10 protein-coding genes are annotated in these 16,585 nt (G+C 53.5%); all 10 read left to right on the top strand.

The window, feature by feature from the left end:
• Positions 1-194 precede the first annotated feature (194 nt).
• The 10 genes from A3OW_RS0105440 to A3OW_RS27625 all read left to right on the top strand — a co-directional run bounded on the left by A3OW_RS0105440 (position 195) and on the right by A3OW_RS27625 (position 16,496).
• Positions 195-5,489, top strand: a complete 5,295-nt coding sequence (locus A3OW_RS0105440) for a DEAD/DEAH box helicase (protein ID WP_020562416.1) — start codon at positions 195-197, stop codon at positions 5,487-5,489.
• A complete protein-coding gene (locus A3OW_RS0105435) occupies positions 5,486-8,245 on the top strand; it encodes a helicase-related protein (protein ID WP_020562415.1) in 2,760 nt (919 codons plus the stop codon). The genes A3OW_RS0105440 and A3OW_RS0105435 overlap by 4 nt, the downstream gene beginning before the upstream one ends.
• A 9-nt stretch (positions 8,246-8,254) precedes the next feature.
• Entirely contained in the window at positions 8,255-13,093 is a 4,839-nt protein-coding gene (locus A3OW_RS29215; RefSeq protein WP_020562414.1) for an Eco57I restriction-modification methylase domain-containing protein, read from the top strand.
• 56 nt (positions 13,094-13,149) lie between these two features.
• Positions 13,150-13,401: a hypothetical protein gene (locus tag A3OW_RS0105425; RefSeq protein ID WP_020562413.1), complete on the top strand. Its 252-nt coding sequence runs from the start codon at positions 13,150-13,152 to the stop codon at positions 13,399-13,401.
• Positions 13,398-13,811 (top strand): type II toxin-antitoxin system VapC family toxin, encoded by a 414-nt coding sequence (locus A3OW_RS0105420; RefSeq protein ID WP_020562412.1) that lies wholly within the window; start codon positions 13,398-13,400, stop codon positions 13,809-13,811. Before A3OW_RS0105425 ends, A3OW_RS0105420 begins: the two co-directional genes overlap by 4 nt.
• A 196-nt stretch (positions 13,812-14,007) precedes the next feature.
• Positions 14,008-14,238: a DUF2281 domain-containing protein gene (locus A3OW_RS24160; protein ID WP_020562410.1), complete on the top strand. Its 231-nt coding sequence runs from the start codon at positions 14,008-14,010 to the stop codon at positions 14,236-14,238.
• Positions 14,239-14,240: 2 nt separating this feature from the next.
• The gene (locus tag A3OW_RS0105405) at positions 14,241-14,651 is read left to right on the top strand and encodes a PIN domain-containing protein (protein ID WP_020562409.1); all 411 of its coding nucleotides are present in this window, start codon (positions 14,241-14,243) and stop codon (positions 14,649-14,651) included.
• A gap of 76 nt (positions 14,652-14,727) precedes the next feature.
• Positions 14,728-15,045, top strand: coding sequence for a hypothetical protein (locus A3OW_RS0105400; RefSeq protein ID WP_020562408.1), 318 nt, complete (start codon positions 14,728-14,730; stop codon positions 15,043-15,045).
• 50 nt (positions 15,046-15,095) lie between these two features.
• Positions 15,096-15,878 (top strand): HNH endonuclease, encoded by a 783-nt coding sequence (locus A3OW_RS0105395; protein ID WP_020562407.1) that lies wholly within the window; start codon positions 15,096-15,098, stop codon positions 15,876-15,878.
• A 477-nt stretch (positions 15,879-16,355) separates the two neighbouring features.
• Entirely contained in the window at positions 16,356-16,496 is a 141-nt protein-coding gene (locus A3OW_RS27625; RefSeq protein ID WP_020562405.1) for a hypothetical protein, read from the top strand.
• Positions 16,497-16,585 lie beyond the last annotated feature (89 nt).

Genomic DNA, 16,585 nt, shown 5'->3' with positions numbered 1-16,585 from the left:
GCGACGCAAATTAATCAAAAGTTCTCAACTTGCTGGACACTTCACTTCTGAGATGGACTACCAATAGTCCATTACGGACCTTTATATCGACGCCATCCCTTTTTTGTGAATATGCCCATAACTCCGCACGCTAATAGCTTATAATACCTGATGCAACTTCTTAGGCTGAAAACTAAATCTACAAGAATAACTAAATGAAAAATGTCTTCGAATTTCGCGATGAGCTTATCGCCGATTACAGCGCTTTCTCTCGAAGCTTTACCAGCATTTCAGCCCCTGACATCGCCCAAGAGGTAGGGCGTCAGTACGATGCTGGTCGCTACTGGCCTGAGCCGCTCATTCAGATTAATGCTAATTACCAACGTAAGGCGACTGTACAACAACTGGTCGAACAGGGTATCCTTTATAAAAAATGCGCTGAAATTTTCCAAGTCAACAAATTGGAAAATAATCCCCAGCCGCTGCATCTTTATACCCACCAAATTGAAGCCATAGCTAAGGCGCAATCCAATCAAAGTTATGTGGTTACCACGGGGACAGGATCGGGTAAATCGTTGACTTTTTTTATACCGATCATCGACCGGATTCTTAAATCGAAACAGATTGAAAGCACCGCAAGAACGCGAGCTATCGTGATTTACCCGATGAACGCGCTGGCGAACAGTCAATTGGAAGAACTCAACAAGTTTCTGTACGGATTTGAGGCGGATAAGCGGCCGTTTACCGTTGCTCGCTACACCGGCCAGGAATCGACTGCGGAACGAGAAGCCATCGCCGACAACCCACCGGATATTCTGTTGACCAACTTCATGATGTTGGAGTTGATCCTGACACGCTACGAGGATACTGACCGTCGCGTTGTCGAACACTGCAAAGGACTGAATTTTCTGATTCTCGACGAACTGCACACTTATCGAGGTCGCCAGGGCGCCGACGTTGCTTTACTGGTCCGTCGATTGCGCGAGCGATTACATGCCGAGCAGATGATTTGCATCGGCACCTCCGCAACGATGTCCAGTACGGGCAGCGTTAACGATCAAATGAAAACGGTAGCCGAAGTCTCCAGTAAATTATTTGGAACCCCTATTTCCGCGAATGACATCATTCGGGAAACCCTGGAACGCGTCACCGATCCGTCCAAAGACGTTGCATCCATTCGCGCGCAACTCTCCGCATGTCTTCACCAGGAGAGCTTCAAGTGGCCAACTTTTGAAGCGTTTCGTCAGGATCCGCTCGCTATCTGGGTCGAGTTGAATTTGGGTATCGAATTGCCGGCTGAAGGCGAACCCCACCGAGCCAAGCCGCTCAGTTTGACGGAAGCATCAGCGCGATTAGCCCAAGATGCCGACTGTTCAGAAACTGTCGCCAAAGCCGGATTGCAGAAATTCCTGATCGCTGTTCAACATGAAGTTACGATCCCGCAAGGTCGCTCACCTTTTGCATTCAAACTCCATCAATTCATCAGCGGACCAGGAAAAGTTCACGCCACTTTAGAAGCTCAAGGACAAAGACAAATCACCCTCGATGCTCAACGTTTCGCACCGGGCCGGCAAACCGAATCAGTGCTCTTGTACCCAACCCATTTCTGTCGAGATTGCGGCCAGGAATATCATCCTGTCTGGCGGGAGGAGCAAGGCAGCGTCTGCTATAGACCTCGGGAGATCGACGACATCAGCGCCGATGACGGTGAGGACGTAAAATTCGGTTTTTTGTGCCCATCACACCCTGATCTGCAGTATCAGGGCGGCCTGGAGGATCTGCCGGAAATCTGGCTCGATTTCACGAAAGCAGAGCCCAAAATAAAAAGTGCCTATAAAAAAACTGTGCCTATTGCGACCCGGGTCGACCCACAAGGGTATGAAGGCCGGGGCAAACATTATTGGTTTATCCCGGGCAAATTTCGCTTTTGCCTGAGCTGTGGTTTTGTCCATGAGGCGCATGGTAAAGACATTAACCGTCTGGCCAGTCTATCAGGAGAAGGCCGCTCATCGGCCACTACGATGTTGACGCTCAGCGCTCTACGTCAGTTGTTCTCAGAAATAGAGATTCCGGAAGGCGTGCCAGACCCGCGGAAACTACTTGGGTTTACCGATAATCGTCAGGATGCGGCTCTGCAGTCCGGACACTTCAATGACTTTGTATTTCTACTGACGCTCAGGGCCGGCCTGATCGCCGCCTTACAGAACAATGCTGGCTTACTCACTGAAGAGCATTTAGCCGATGAAGTTTTCAAGGCTCTCGGCTTCGATCGGATCAATGCCGTGACCCTGGCAGAATATCTCCGAACCCCTAAATTAATGGGACTGGCTCGGCAAGAAGCCCAACGCACGCTGCGTTTCATCTTGGGTTATCGCTTGTTTAGAGATTTGCGGCGCGGATGGCGTTTCAACAATCCGAATCTCGATCAGCTCAATCTTCTGACAATTCAATATCGTGGCTTAGAAGAGTTTTGCGCCGACGATTCCGTTTTCGGCGAACCGGGAACCGTATTGCGAAATCTGGATCCAGCCACGCGAGCGGATTTCTGCCAGTTGGTGTTCGATGAAATGCGCCGTGCACTCTGCCTCGAAAGCCGTTATTTGAATGCCGTCGAGCAAGACAAGGCCAAAACGACAGCCCATCAATACCTTAACGAACGCTGGGCATTTGCGCCAGAGGAGTCGCTGGCCACCTCAAAATACCTGATTCTCGGCAAACGCCCCGAATACAAAGGCAAACCGCGTACCGATTTGATCAGTGCCGGTCCACGCTCCCGTATTGCCAAACAGATCAAGCGTGCCGAATTCTGGAAAAGCTCGCCATTCGCAAATCTTATATCCGCGTGGAAAGAGCAGGAGTTCGTCAATGTGCTTGAGCTCTTGTTACACGCGGCTGCTAACTACGGTTACGTCCATAAGCACACGATCGATAATTCCATCTTGGGTTGGCGCTTGAATGCGGCCGCCATGGATTGGAGAATTCCACAAAAGAAAGAAACAGATAACTCAACCAAAGCCAATACCTTTTTCCGCCAGCTCTACTTGGTGATGGCGGAAATGATCAAATTACCCACGCACCCCTTGTTTGATTTTGAAGCGCACGAGCATACCGCTCAGGTCGATGCCGCCCGCCGGCAATTGCTGGAGCAGCGCTTCCGCTTTACCGACAAGGATCGGCAGGATTGGGCCGATAATCCTGCCCATGAAGCCCCGCTAGAGCGGCTGCCGGTGATGTTCTGCTCACCCACGATGGAATTGGGCGTCGACATTTCCGCGCTGAATACCGTCTATCTGCGCAATGTGCCACCCACACCGGCCAATTACGCGCAACGGAGCGGCCGCGCCGGTCGCTCCGGTCAGCAAGCCTTGGTGGTGACCTACTGCGCCGCACAAAGCCCGCATGACCAATGGTTTTTTCATCATGCCGATAAGATGGTGCATGGCATCGTTAAACCACCCACATTGGATCTGGCGAACCGCGATCTAGTCGAAAGCCATCTGCATGCCGTCTGGCTGGCATGCTGCGAAGTGGAGCTTGATAGCAGCATTGCGCCCTTGGTTGAATTAGGGCAAGACGACAAGCCGATCAAACCCAATCTGCTGGATCGACTCAGTAACCCCGAAGTTTTGGCGACAGCAAGCCAGGCTGCTCAGCGGGTAATCGACCAATTGCAGAACGAGATCAACGATTCAGGCTGGTACCATACCAATTATGTGAATCAGGTCATCAACGACTCACCGAAAGCTTTCGCCGCGGCTCTCGATCGTTGGCGGACTCTGTTTGAAGCCACCCGTAAACAAATGGATATGGCTGACAGCATTGTCAAAAGTCATACCGCTTCCAATACCGAGCGGGATAATGCCCGTCGCCGTTATGGCGATGCCGCACGGCAATATTCCGTGCTGTTAAAGAACAGCAACACGCAGAATTCTGATTTTTATACCTATCGTTATCTGGCCAGCCAAGGTTTTCTGCCCGGCTATAACTTCCCGCGTTTACCGTTGATGGCCTGGATTCCGGCGCGCGGCAGCGCCGCCAACAGCGGGAAAGACGACGAAGGCAGCATGGTCAGTCGGCCGCGCTTTCTGGCGTTGTCCGAATTCGGTCCCCGCAGCCTGATCTATCATGAGGGACAGATGTATCGCGTTGTCCGCGCCAAGTTGAATGTCGGATCGGCCGATCACGTTTCCGGCAACAGCACGCTGGGTACGGTATCGGCACTGGTCTGCAGCCAATGCGGTTACGGTCATTTAGGCGAAGAAAACGGGGCGGCGCCGCTGGAAAATTGCTGCGAAAACTGTGGCTCCTTGCTCACGCAACACGATTGGGTCAATCAGCTTTATCGAATCGAGACGGTGGAAACGCTGCCGGTCGAGCGCATTTCGATCAACGACGAAGAACGCCAGCGCCAAGGCTTCGAACTACAAACCACCTATCGTTTTTTGCCGGGCGCCAACGGCGAGATACAGAAGCAAGAGGCTCACGTCGTTCATCAGGATGAAACGCTCTGTTTCATCACCTATTCGCCGGCTGCACGCATCTGGCGTATCAACCGGGGTTGGCGTCGCCGTAAAGATAAAAATCAACTGGGTTTTTACATCAATCCGATCACCGGCGTCTGGAGCAAGCAGGACGATCCCGGTCAAAACGAATCCACGGACAATGACGAAGCATTGCTGGATAAAGTCCCCAATCAACGCATCGTGCCGTTTGTCGAAGATCACCGGAATGTTCTGATTCTGACCCCGGTGAAGCCCTTGTCCGTTACCGCGATGGCCACGCTGCAATCGGCCCTGAAACGCGGCGTCGAACAAACTTTTCAGATCGAAGAGTCCGAATTGGTGGTGGAACCCTTACCGACCACCGATAATCGCCAAGCGTTGTTGTTCTATGAAGCAGCAGAAGGCGGCGCCGGCGTCTTGACCCGCTTGATCGGCGAACCAACCAGCCTGTCGTGGATTGCAAAAGCGGCACTTAACCTGATGCACTACGAGAAAATCGATCAGGCAGAGAGTGTTGAACGGCTCTTACAAAGCGAACAAAAGACGATTGCCGGAGACAGTATTTGCGAAGCGGGCTGTTACCAATGCTTGTTGTCCTATTTCAATCAGCCGGATCACGCCAATATCGATCGCCGCGACGCCGATGCCTTGAGTTTATTGGTCGGCTTGGTTCATGCAACGGTTGCGCCGACGGATAGACAAAGCCATGCCGAACAACCTCCTTCCGCCAAAGGTGATCTTGTCACTGAATGGTTGGCTGCATTGCGGGCGCACAACCTGAAGCAGCCCGACGCAACTGAAGTCCCCGTCAATCAGGGACAGGCGACAGCGGCCGGGCAGTATAAAAGCCAGCGTATACTGGTGTTTGTCGAAGCCGTCCCCGCCGACCTAAAAAATCAATTGCAAGACAAAGGCTGGCAAGTATTGGACTTTTCCACTCCCACTGAATGGCCGAATTTATTTGAACACTACGCCGACCTCATCGGCAAACAAGAGAGCATTGCATGAATATGCCAGTCCCGAATTTCAGCATCGGCAACCTGGTGCGCGCACGTGGCCGCGAATGGGTCGTACAACCCGATTCCAAAGCCGATTGGCTGCGATTGCGTCCTTTAGGTGGCGCGGATGACGACATCATCGCACTGATCCCGGAGCTTGAATTACAGCCCGTCGAAGCGGCGACCTTTCCCTGGCCAAACCCGGAAAAACCGGGTAACCATGCTTCAGCTTTGTTGTTGCGCGATGCCCTGCGCCTCAAACTGCGCGCCGGCGGCGGGCCGTTCCGTTCGTTCGGCAATATCGCCGTCGAACCTCGTGCCTATCAACTGGTGCCGTTATTGATGGCGCTGCGTTTAACCACGGTCAGATTGCTGATCGCCGACGACGTAGGGATCGGCAAAACGATCGAAGCCGGACTTATAGCCCGGGAATTGCTGGACCGCGGCGAAATCAGCCGTCTGGCCGTCTTATGTCCGCCGCACCTAGTAGATCAATGGCAAAGCGAACTGGAAGAGCGCTTCAACCTGCATGCCGTAGCGCTCACATCAGCCAGCGCCGCTCGTATCGAGCGTGATTTGCCGCACGGCGTCAGCTTGTTCGATCATCATTCTTTCGTCGTGGTGAGTCTGGATTACATCAAGAGCGAACGCCATCGCGAGCACTTTCTGGCCATTGCTCCAGAGTGCGTCATCGTTGACGAAGCCCATACCTGTGCAAGCAGTGGTCAAGGCAAGCAGTTACGCTTCGAATTATTGCAACGACTGGTCGCCGATGAAGAGCGACATTTATTGTTACTCACTGCAACGCCGCATTCCGGCGACGAAGCGGCCTTTTACAATTTACTGTCGCTGCTGAATCCCAAATTCGCTGAATTGCAGCATCGCACCTCCTCTACCGACCCGCTCCGCCTGGAACTCGCCCGCCATTTCGTGCAACGCCGGCGCAAGGACATCGACGAATGGCATGACACGCGCGGTTTTCCGAAACGGATGACCACCGAAATCACCTATCAGCTCAACGGCGCCTGGGGAAATTTTTTCGATGACGTGCAAACCTATTGTCGTGAGTTGGCCGAATCGGTCGAGCAATCCGGGAACGGCAGCGCCCGGCTGATTTGGTATGCCACACTGGCCTTGCTGCGTTGCGTCGCATCATCCCCGGCCGCAGCCGTCAAAGCTCTCAATACCCGGCTGGCAGGCGCCTTGGATAACGACAACTGTTTGAGCGACGATCGGCTTTACGATGGTCAGGCCGACGATCTGGCCGGGAGCGATCTGGAGCCGCCCGCGCAATGGCAAGATGCCGGTCGTTTGCAAAACCTCATTGCTCAGGCTGAAAGCCTGCGCGGCAAAGCCGGCGATCCCAAACTGGCAGTCTTGATCGAGCATATCAAACATTTGCTCGCGGAAGGCTACCATCCGGTGATCTTCTGCCGCTATATCGCCACGGCCCATTACGTCGCCGACCATTTGCGTAAACAGTTCCCGGAGGTCACCATCGAAGCCGTCACCGGCGAATACACCCCGGAAGAACGCGAACAGCGCGTGCAAACCTTGGATGAGTCCGACCAACGCTTGCTGGTCGCGACCGACTGCCTGTCCGAAGGCATCAACCTGCAGCATCTTTTTACTGCTGTTGTCCATTACGATCTGGCCTGGAATCCCACCCGGCATGAACAGCGCGAAGGACGCGTCGATCGCTTCGGTCAGCAAGCGCCGGAAGTACGCTGCTCCATGCTGTATGGCCAGGACAATCCGGTCGATGGCTTTGTGTTGAATGTCATCCTGCGCAAAGCCCAGGCAATTCGAAGAGAACTCGGCGTCTTGGTGCCTATGCCCGAAGACCATGTTCGTATTAATCAAGCGTTAGTAAAAGCAGCTTTGATGAAGCGAGATGATCCAAATTTAAGTTTATTTGACTATTTCGATGCTGACGAAATTCTAGCGCCACTTGTGACTCAATGGCATGACTCGCTCGATAAAGCAAAAAAAAGTAATACTGTCTTTGCTCAGCGCCGGATACGCCCGGAGGAGGTCATGCCTGAATGGCAAAAGCAGCAAACCGCTTTGGGCACCGAGGAAGACGTCAAGCGCTTCGTGCAAACCGCGTGCGCCCGGCTCAACGCGCCGCTGGAATCCGGCAAACGCAACACTTACAGATTGCTGCCGCAACATTTCCCGGACGCATTGAAGCAGCGTCTCACCGATGAGGGGATCGATAAACCGCTATCCCTGAACTTTACAGAACTGCACCGCAGTCATCCAGTAGTCACCTTGCTGGCCGAACATCTGCTGGAAGAAGCCTTGCTGGGCGATCAGCCTCTGGCAGCCCGCTGTGCCGCGACCGTCACCGAAGCCGTCGATGTCGTCACCACGCTGTATTTGCTGCGCTTGCGTCACCAACTCGGCTATGTGCGGCGTCGACAACCTTATCAACTGATGGCCGAAGAAACCGTCACTTTGGCGGTGCGCGGTCGCACCCGGCCCGAATGGCTGATCGACGAAAATGCCGATGAATTGCTTAAATGCCAGCCCAGCGGCAATCTGCCGCCCGCCGTCATGCAACGGGAAATTACCCTGGCGCTGGATTTCATTCAATGCCAGTCGCAGCGCATTGAAGAGTTGGCCCGGCAACGCGCCGAAGCCTTGCTCGTCGATCACCGCCGGGTACGGGAAGCGGCCCGCGATGTGGGCCACTACAGCATCGCACCTTGCCTGCCGGTCGATGTCATCGGTGTTTATGTATTACTCCCCGACGCACTGTAAGGAAACCGAATGAAACGCGTTCGAAAAAATCCTACCGCTTTGCTCAATTTGCCGACCCTGCACCTGGAAGGCAGCCTGTTTTTACCCGATCAACTCGAAAAAGCCGCCCTCGGTAAAGCGGCGCTACAAACCGAAGCCGATTATCGCATTCCGGCGGGTCTTAAACTCAAGGACGAATACAGCCGGGCTTTCCAGATTGCCTCCGCGCAATGGAAGCATTTCTCTCCTAATCTGGAACGCCTGGATGTCGACGCCCAGGCCGTTACCGTCAAGTTTGCCCAGGAGCTGTTGCGCGATGCATTGGCTTATCAACCGGTGGAACGGATCGATGGTTTGGCTGTCGGCGACCGCCAATACCCGATCAGCGCCTTGGCCGGCGGCGGCGTGCCTGTCGTCATCGCTCCACATGATCTCGACCTGGACGAACCCGATCCGCGTTTTGTCGTTGCCGGCAGCGGCACGCGCAAGCTTAGCCCGTTTCAAGCGGCTCAAGCATTTCTGAATGCCAGCGGCCAACATCTCTGGGCTTTGGTCAGCAACGGCAAGCAGATACGCCTGCTTCGCGACGCCGCCACGCTGACTCGTCCCAGCTTTTTGGAATTTGACCTGCAGGACATGCTCGGCGGTGGACGCTTTGCCGAGTTTGAAATGGCCTGGCGTATTCTGCATGCCAGCCGCGCCGGTATCAACGGAGACTGTATCTGGGAAGCTTGGCGCACCGAAGGCCAACGTGAAGGCACTCGCGTTCGCGATGGCCTGCGCCAGGGCGTTACCGACGCATTGATCCATCTCGGCAACGGCTTCATCCAGCACCCGACCAACGACAGCCTGCGCCTGGATTTGCTGGAAGGCCGTTTGAGCAAAGAAGATTTTTTCCAACAACTGTTACGCCTGGTGTATCGGCTGATTTTCCTGTTCACGGTCGAGGAGCGCGGCGTGCTGCATACCGACGACGAAAACCCGCAAGCCATCGTCGCCCGCAAAGCTTATGCCGAAGGCTATGCGCTCTCCCGGTTACGGGATCGGTGTCTACGCCGCCGCGCCCGCACTCCGTTCGACGATCATTGGCAAGCGTTGCGCATCGTCTTTCTCAGCCTCGCGCAGGGCCAGCCGCGTTTGGCCTTGCCGGCGTTGGGCGGCCTGTTTGCGGTCAATCAATGCCCGGATTTGGATACCGCCAGCCTTAGCAACATCCATTTGCTGGATACGATCAAACAAATGCGCTGGTCCAATATCAGCGGCAACCTTGCACCGGTGGACTACCGCAACATGGGGCCGGAAGAACTCGGCTCGGTTTATGAAAGTCTGCTGGAACTAGTGCCGGAAATCGATATTCCCGCCCGCCGCTTCGGTTTTGTCGGTGTAGTGAATAGTGAATGGCGAGTGGCGAATGGTCATGATGCCGACGCCCATTCGCCCGCCAAAGGCAACGCCCGCAAGACCACCGGCAGCTACTACACGCCGGACAGTCTGGTGCAGGAGTTGATCAAGTCCGCGCTCGATCCGGTCATTGAAGACCGGCTCAGCGAAGCCGGGCGAATGGCGAATGGCGAGTGGAAAATGGTTTCGCCCGCATACCAGCAGGAGTTTATAAAGTATGTCCATTCAGAGTTACCAGGATCTGGAAGTATGGCAACGAGGGATGCAGTTAGCCAAACAAGCTTACAAACTCACCGGTCAATTTCCGAGGGAAGAATTGTACGGGCTGACTTCGCAGATACGCCGGGCGGCGGTATCGGTTCCGGCGAATATCGCCGAGGGCTGGGGAAGGCATTATCAAGCAGAGTTCATTCAGTTTCTACGAACGGCGAATGGCAGCAGGACGGAGTTGGAAACACATTTGATTCTGGCCGTTCAAATAGGCTTAATCGACGAGACACAAATTCAACCACTGATCGAGCAATCGACGATTTTGGGCAAACAGATGCTGGCATTGGAGCGAAGTCTCAAACGGTGAATGGTAAAGAGGCGAATGGTGAATGGCGAATGGCGAGTAGTAATGGGATCGACACCACAAACGACCACTCGCTATTCGCCGCTCGCTATTGGCCATCCACACCGTTACCCATTCGCCATTCGCTACTCACCACTCACGCGCTGCTTAGCATCAAAGTCATCGATCCGGCTTGCGGCAGCGGCCATTTCCTGTTGGCGGCGGCGCGTCGTCTGGCCGAACGTTTGGCGGCACTGCGCGCCCCGGAAGGTGCGGTCAGGCCACAGGACTATCGCCACGCGCTGCGCGAAGTGATCGGCAAATGCATCTTCGGCGTCGACCGCAACCCGATGGCGATCGAGCTGGCCCGTACCGCACTGTGGCTGGAAGGATTTGAGGAAGGCTTGGCTTTGTCGTTTCTGGACCACCATTTGCTGTGCGGCGATGCGCTGATCGGCCTGACCGATCTCAAGCAACTGCAATCCGGCATCCCGGATGCCGCCTTTAAACCCTTGTCCGGCGACGATAAGGTCATATGCAAGGCGATTGCGAATGCCAATAAAGAAGGACTCAAAGCATTTGGCAAACTCAAAAACAACCGCAATCTGGACATCGCGATAGACGATGCTTCCGGCTTGTCGGAACTCGAAGCGATTGAAAATCTGCCGGGAGCCACGACCGCCGAAATCGCCGCCAAGGAAGCCGCTTACCGCGATTTCCTGCATCACGCCAAGGAACACCGCCTTGGACATGCGGCCGATCTGTTAATCGGCGCCTTGCTGGCGCCGAAGGCGGATGTCGATGCCAAAATCACGACCCCGACCAGCCAGAACCTGTATTTGGAGCTGTTTACCGATCAAGCCGCCGACGAGTTGGCGGAAGTGCATCAAAAAGCTCGGCTGGAAGCGGCGCGCCAATTGTGTGCAGCGGCCCGCGTCCTGCACTGGCCGCTGGCGTTTCCGCAAGTGTTCGCCAAAGGCGGTTTCGATTGCGTTCTGGGCAATCCGCCGTGGGAACGCATCAAACTGCAAGAAGAAGAGTTTTTCGCCACCCGCAACCGCCACGTCGCGGAAGCCAAAAACAAGGCCGAGCGTGCGCAACGTATTGAATGGCTGCGGCAAGGAATATTGGCGGATAAATTAGCGAATGGTGAGTGGTCAATGGCGAATGGTCAAAGCGGCGACCATTCGCCATTCTCTATTCGCCATTCACCCGCTGAACAGCGTCTGTATCAGGACTTCATCAGCGCCCGCCGCACCGCCGAGGCCGCCAGCGTGTTCGCGCACGTCAAAGGCGAAGATGGCGGGCGTTATCCGCTGACCGGCGTCGGCGACGTCAACACCTATGCGCTGTTTGCGGAATCCATCTCCCAGATTACGTCAGAAAAGGGCCGAGCCGGCTTCATCGTGCCGACCGGGATTGCCACCGACGATTCAACGAAAGCCTATTTCGGTCATATCGCGCAAAGCGGGCGGCTGGCAAGCCTGTTTGATTTCGAAAACCGCGAAAAAATATTTCCAGCGGTCGATAGCCGCATGAAGTTCTGCCTGCTGACTATCAGGGGAGTGAATGGCGATTGGCGAATGGCGAATAGAGAGGACGCCGACAACCATTCGCCACTCACCACTCACCATTCGCCTCCATCCGAATTCGCCTTTTTCCTGACCCAGACCGAGCAACTGGCCGACAGCCGCCGCCGCTTCGCGTTGAGTGCCGAGGATTTCAGCCGCATCAACCCAAATACACTGACCTGTCCGGTATTTCGCTCGCGGATGGATGCGGAATTGACCCGCAAGATTTACCAGCGCGTGCCGGTGTTGATCCGCGAAGCGCGCGGCAATGAGCCAGAGCAAAATCCTTGGGGCATTCGATTTATGGCGATGTTTCATATGTCAGGCGACAGTCATTTGTTTGTAAGTGAAGTGAGTGGTGAATCGCGAATGGCGAATGGTAAGAAGGGCGGTCATTCGCCATTCACTACTCGCTATTTACCGCTTTACGAAGCCAAGATGATTCACCAGTTTGATCATCGTTGGGCGAGTTATGGGGCGAGTGGCGAATTGCGAATGGCGAATGGTGAAAGCAGCCGAGATGTTACTTTAGCGGAAAAGCAGAACCCGGATTTTGTGGTGACGCCGCGTTATTGGGTGGATAAATCGGAAGTCGAGCAGCGCTTGCGGGATAAGGGCTGGGAGCGGGGCTGGTTGTTGGGGTGGCGAGATATTACCAATGCGACCAACGAGCGAACGGTGATTGCGAGTGTGTTTCCAAAGTCGGGAGTTGGAAATCAGTTGCCTTTGATTTTTCCGGCTGAACAAGCGGACAGTAAAATTTATGCAGCATTGATAGGCAACCTTTCTTCCTTAGCACTTGACTTTGTTGCTCGCCATAAAGTCGGCGGAACACATCTTAATTACTTCTTGTCCAAACAACTCCCGGTATTACCCCCCGATTTCTACACCCCTACCGACCTAAACTTCATCGTCCCCCGTGTGCTGGAACTGACCTACACTTCACACGACATGAAACCCTGGGCGGACGACTTGCTGGCGGCGAATGGCGAATGGTCAATGGGGAATGGTAACGAAGCCAACAACCATTCGCCATTCACTACTCACCACTCGCCAAAAGAAGACCTTTCGCCATTCTCTACTCGCTATTCACCTTTTCCTTTCAATCCAGACCGCCGGGCAATCATCCGCGCCGAACTCGACGCCTGGTACGCCAAAGCCTACGGCCTGACCCGCGACGAACTGCGCTACGTCCTCGATCCGGCCGACGTGATGGGCGACGACTACCCGTCCGAAACCTTCCGCGTCCTCAAAAACAACGAGCTCAAGGAATTCGGCGAATACCGCACCCGCCGTTTGGTTTTAGAAGCCTGGGATAAACTGGAACGCGAGAAATTGGTATAGGTCAATGGCACTACGGGATACAATAGTTTTCAAACCATCGGTTAAGAGGTATTGCCATGCACATTGAATTAGAATTGGATGATCAATTGGCGCAAAGTCTGTTGCATCAGCAGCAAAACACCCATCGCAGCTTGGCGGATGTCATTACTGACATTTTGACCCAAGCCGTCGAAAACGCCAAACCTCCAGCGGAATCCGAAGGGGAGAAAGCATTGCGGATTCTTGAGCAACACCAGTTACTGGGGTGCATGGAAGGCGACGGCAACCTTTCCGTCGATTACAAAAACCACTTGTGGAATGACCGATGATTATCGCTGACAGTGGATTTTGGCTGGCACTGCTGGACAGGCGCGATAACTTTCATTCAATTGCCAGGAGCTTTCTCGGCGGACTGACCGAACCGCTGATAACGACCACACCGGTTATTACCGAAGTCTGTTACTTGCTGCAAAAACGGCTGAATTCTCAGAAATCTGTTGAGTTTTTGAGAGCGCAACAGGACGGGCTGTTTACGTTATTCGTCATCAACGAACAGGATTTGGCGCGGTCTGCCGAATTGATGCAGCAATACGCCAATCTGCCCATGGACTTCGCCGATGCTTCGTTGGTCATTTTGGCCGAGCATTTGGGGCATGGGCGCATTGTATCGACCGATCAACGCGATTTCGGTGCTTATCGCTGGAAGAATCACTATCCTTTTGACAATTTACTCCGGTAATGATTGACGAAACGGTCTCCTGATCACTGCGACTACCCATCCGAAACCTTCCGCGTCCTCAAAAACAACGAACCCAAGGAATTCGGCGAATACCGCACCCGCCGTTTGGTACTGGAAGCCTGGGATAAACTGGAACGCGGGAAACTTTTTTAACCTGACAGACTTTAAGAATGAGATAGCCACCGGAGAAACAACCATGACCCTAGCCGAAATCATTTACCAACGTAGCTTGACCTTGCCAGTAGAGAAGGCTCAGGAAGTGCTGGATTTCATAGAATTTTTGCAGCAACGTCAAACACGACAACCTGAAGCCGCCAGCGAAACCGAACACCAACAAGCCTTGGCCTATCTGGATAGCATCCGAATTGAATGGCATGGTAAACCCATTTCCGATCGCGACGCCTTGTATGATGACGCGAGAGGCTAGGCATGTCGGTATTTCTTGACAGCAATATTGTTTTATACGCGTTAGGTGCAGATGAAGACAAACGCCGGATTGCGCGAGTCCTGTTATCGGCATGGCCGACGCTCTCGACTCAGGTCATTAATGAATGCAGCCATGTATTACGCCGGAAATTACGTTTAGCTCCGGCCGATGTACGCACACAATTGAGCGCCTTGATTAAGGTGACTCATCTCAGAGATGTCGGTATGTCGGAAATTCGTGCGGCTTGGGCGCTTGCCGAACGCTATGGTTACAGTCATTTTGACAGCTTGATTATCGCCACCGCATTGGCCACGCACTGTGCCACGTTGTACAGTGAAGACCTGCAACACAGACAAGTCATCGACGGACGTCTGACGATCATCGATCCATTTAAAGAAGATACTGTCTTGTGAATCTAGCCGAAGCGATTTAGGCGCAGACGCGCCGAGTAAAGATTTGGACTAACGTTATTTCAGACGAGAATTATAAATGCACATCGAAGCTGAATTAGACGAGATTCACACACAAAGGCTCACATTGTTGCAACAACGCTGGCAAAAGCCATTGCCCGAAGTTTTGGCCATATTGATCGATTGGGCAACAAGTCATTCTCCGGAAAATTTAGCCGGTTTGCCGGAACCCATGTCGATAGGCCAATGGCCTGAGCTTAATCTTTCGCGAGACAGTCTTTATGGCGACGATGAGGTAACGTCGGAAGTATTGGCTGTCCAAGTCAGGGCCATGCCGACCCCGACGATTCCGGCAGACGATGACGACGGCTATGCGAAGGGTAGGGGAACGAAATAGCGACTTATGCAACTAACCCACAATCGCCGTGAACTCGAACGAAAGCCAGAATGAACCCGCTCGAACGAATACTGATTGAGAAAGCCGGTCGAGAACACGGTTTCGAGAATGTCCTGCCTGACCAGGACGATGCCGTCTTACTTGGCTCTGCACGGCATCGCGTCCAAGTCAAAATTATCGCCGATAACAGCGTCTGGCTTCTGAAACTGCCGGTAGGATTGTTAACGCATGAGCTTGAAAGAAGCTTTCCTCGGATTGAATGCAATCAAGGCCAATTTATCGCTCCGAGCATCGATTTGCTGACGCAATTGCTGAGTCGCGCTGCGGCATTGGCCCAGTCGTTGCCCAATCAAGCCGAAATCGATTACGAGTCTGAAGTTCAAAAAACACTGGCCAAGCTTCCGCCTAATGGTACCGAGATCGAATGCATGGTGCGGCAGCGGATCGGGCAAAGCACCTTTCGCAAGGCGATGATGGATTATTGGGGACAGGCTTGCTCTGTTACCGGCATCGATGTTCCCGAAGTGCTGAGAGCCAGCCATGCGAAGCCTTGGGCCGAGTGCGGCAATGACGCCGAGCGACTGGATGTCTATAACGGTTTTCTGCTCGCTGCAAACCTTGATGCGTTGTTTGACCGTTTTCTGATAAGTTTTGATGATAGCGGGGAAATACTGATCTCGATGCGTCTAACTGAAGAACACCGTTTATCGCTGGGGCTTCATCAAAAACTTGGCTTGCGCTGGCTCGCGGCAGAACATTTGCCTTATCTTCAGTATCACAGGCGCTTGTTTTTTGAGGGCTGTCATATCCGAGGATGCCCAGATTACCCATGATCGTGGCGCCGGTTCGCCGTAAATCGTGCGGCGTCCATTTGCCGCCGGATAGCCGCAAGGCATCCTTATGGGCGCTTCGATTGCTCAGGTCGCGGTCGGTCTGGCGGTCGTTGACCTGTTTGGATATGGATTTATCGCAGCCGTGAGTAGTGCCGTTTCGATCCGTAAACAGATAAATGTCGGACTCCCGGAATACCGCCAAGCGTTCGAGTTGTTTTAGAGCGAAGTCTGACGAGTAAATCGTGTGAGGCTTGCCGTTCTTGCTATGCTCGTCCGGTATCGTCCAGGTCTTGGCGTTAAGTAAAAAAGTGCAGATTCAATGATTAAAACCGATTCCAATTGATCATTGCTATTCGTCCAGCAGCAGCGGATAATTTGTTGAAATTTTCAACAGACGAGGAGAATGCTATGGCTACCGGCAATTATAGCGTCCCGGATGATGTTAAAGATGCTTTCAAGCTTGCGGAATTACACTGAATGAACAAAGCCAAATTTATCTTGCCGATGGCCAGCGTCAGCGACATTCCCACGGTCCTGGGCGAATTATTCGCCAAATTTCAAACCATTTTTTATTCCGATCCGGCGGATGCGGTGTTTAAGGCGTTGAGGGTAGAATAGCTTCACTCAGCGCGTTTTGCATGATGAATATAAAGATTTTCTACAGCACATCGAATTAGCGTATAAGCCGATCACGATCTTTAATTTGT

The organism is Methylosarcina fibrata AML-C10 (assembly GCF_000372865.1).
Taxonomy (GTDB): domain Bacteria; phylum Pseudomonadota; class Gammaproteobacteria; order Methylococcales; family Methylomonadaceae; genus Methylosarcina; species Methylosarcina fibrata.
This window is presented reverse-complemented; position numbering and strand designations above follow the sequence as displayed.

Bases quoted from the DNA above. Each gene is read 5' to 3' on its own strand.
- A3OW_RS0105440 (WP_020562416.1), top strand. From the start codon at position 195: ATGAAAAATGTCTTCGAATTTCGCGATGAGCTTATCGCCGATTACAGC.
- A3OW_RS0105435 (WP_020562415.1), top strand. From the start codon at position 5,486: ATGAATATGCCAGTCCCGAATTTCAGCATCGGCAACCTGGTGCGCGCA.
- A3OW_RS29215 (WP_020562414.1), top strand. From the start codon at position 8,255: ATGAAACGCGTTCGAAAAAATCCTACCGCTTTGCTCAATTTGCCGACC.
- A3OW_RS0105425 (WP_020562413.1), top strand. From the start codon at position 13,150: ATGCACATTGAATTAGAATTGGATGATCAATTGGCGCAAAGTCTGTTG.
- A3OW_RS0105420 (WP_020562412.1), top strand. From the start codon at position 13,398: ATGATTATCGCTGACAGTGGATTTTGGCTGGCACTGCTGGACAGGCGC.
- A3OW_RS24160 (WP_020562410.1), top strand. From the start codon at position 14,008: ATGACCCTAGCCGAAATCATTTACCAACGTAGCTTGACCTTGCCAGTA.
- A3OW_RS0105405 (WP_020562409.1), top strand. From the start codon at position 14,241: ATGTCGGTATTTCTTGACAGCAATATTGTTTTATACGCGTTAGGTGCA.
- A3OW_RS0105400 (WP_020562408.1), top strand. From the start codon at position 14,728: ATGCACATCGAAGCTGAATTAGACGAGATTCACACACAAAGGCTCACA.
- A3OW_RS0105395 (WP_020562407.1), top strand. From the start codon at position 15,096: ATGAACCCGCTCGAACGAATACTGATTGAGAAAGCCGGTCGAGAACAC.
- A3OW_RS27625 (WP_020562405.1), top strand. From the start codon at position 16,356: ATGAACAAAGCCAAATTTATCTTGCCGATGGCCAGCGTCAGCGACATT.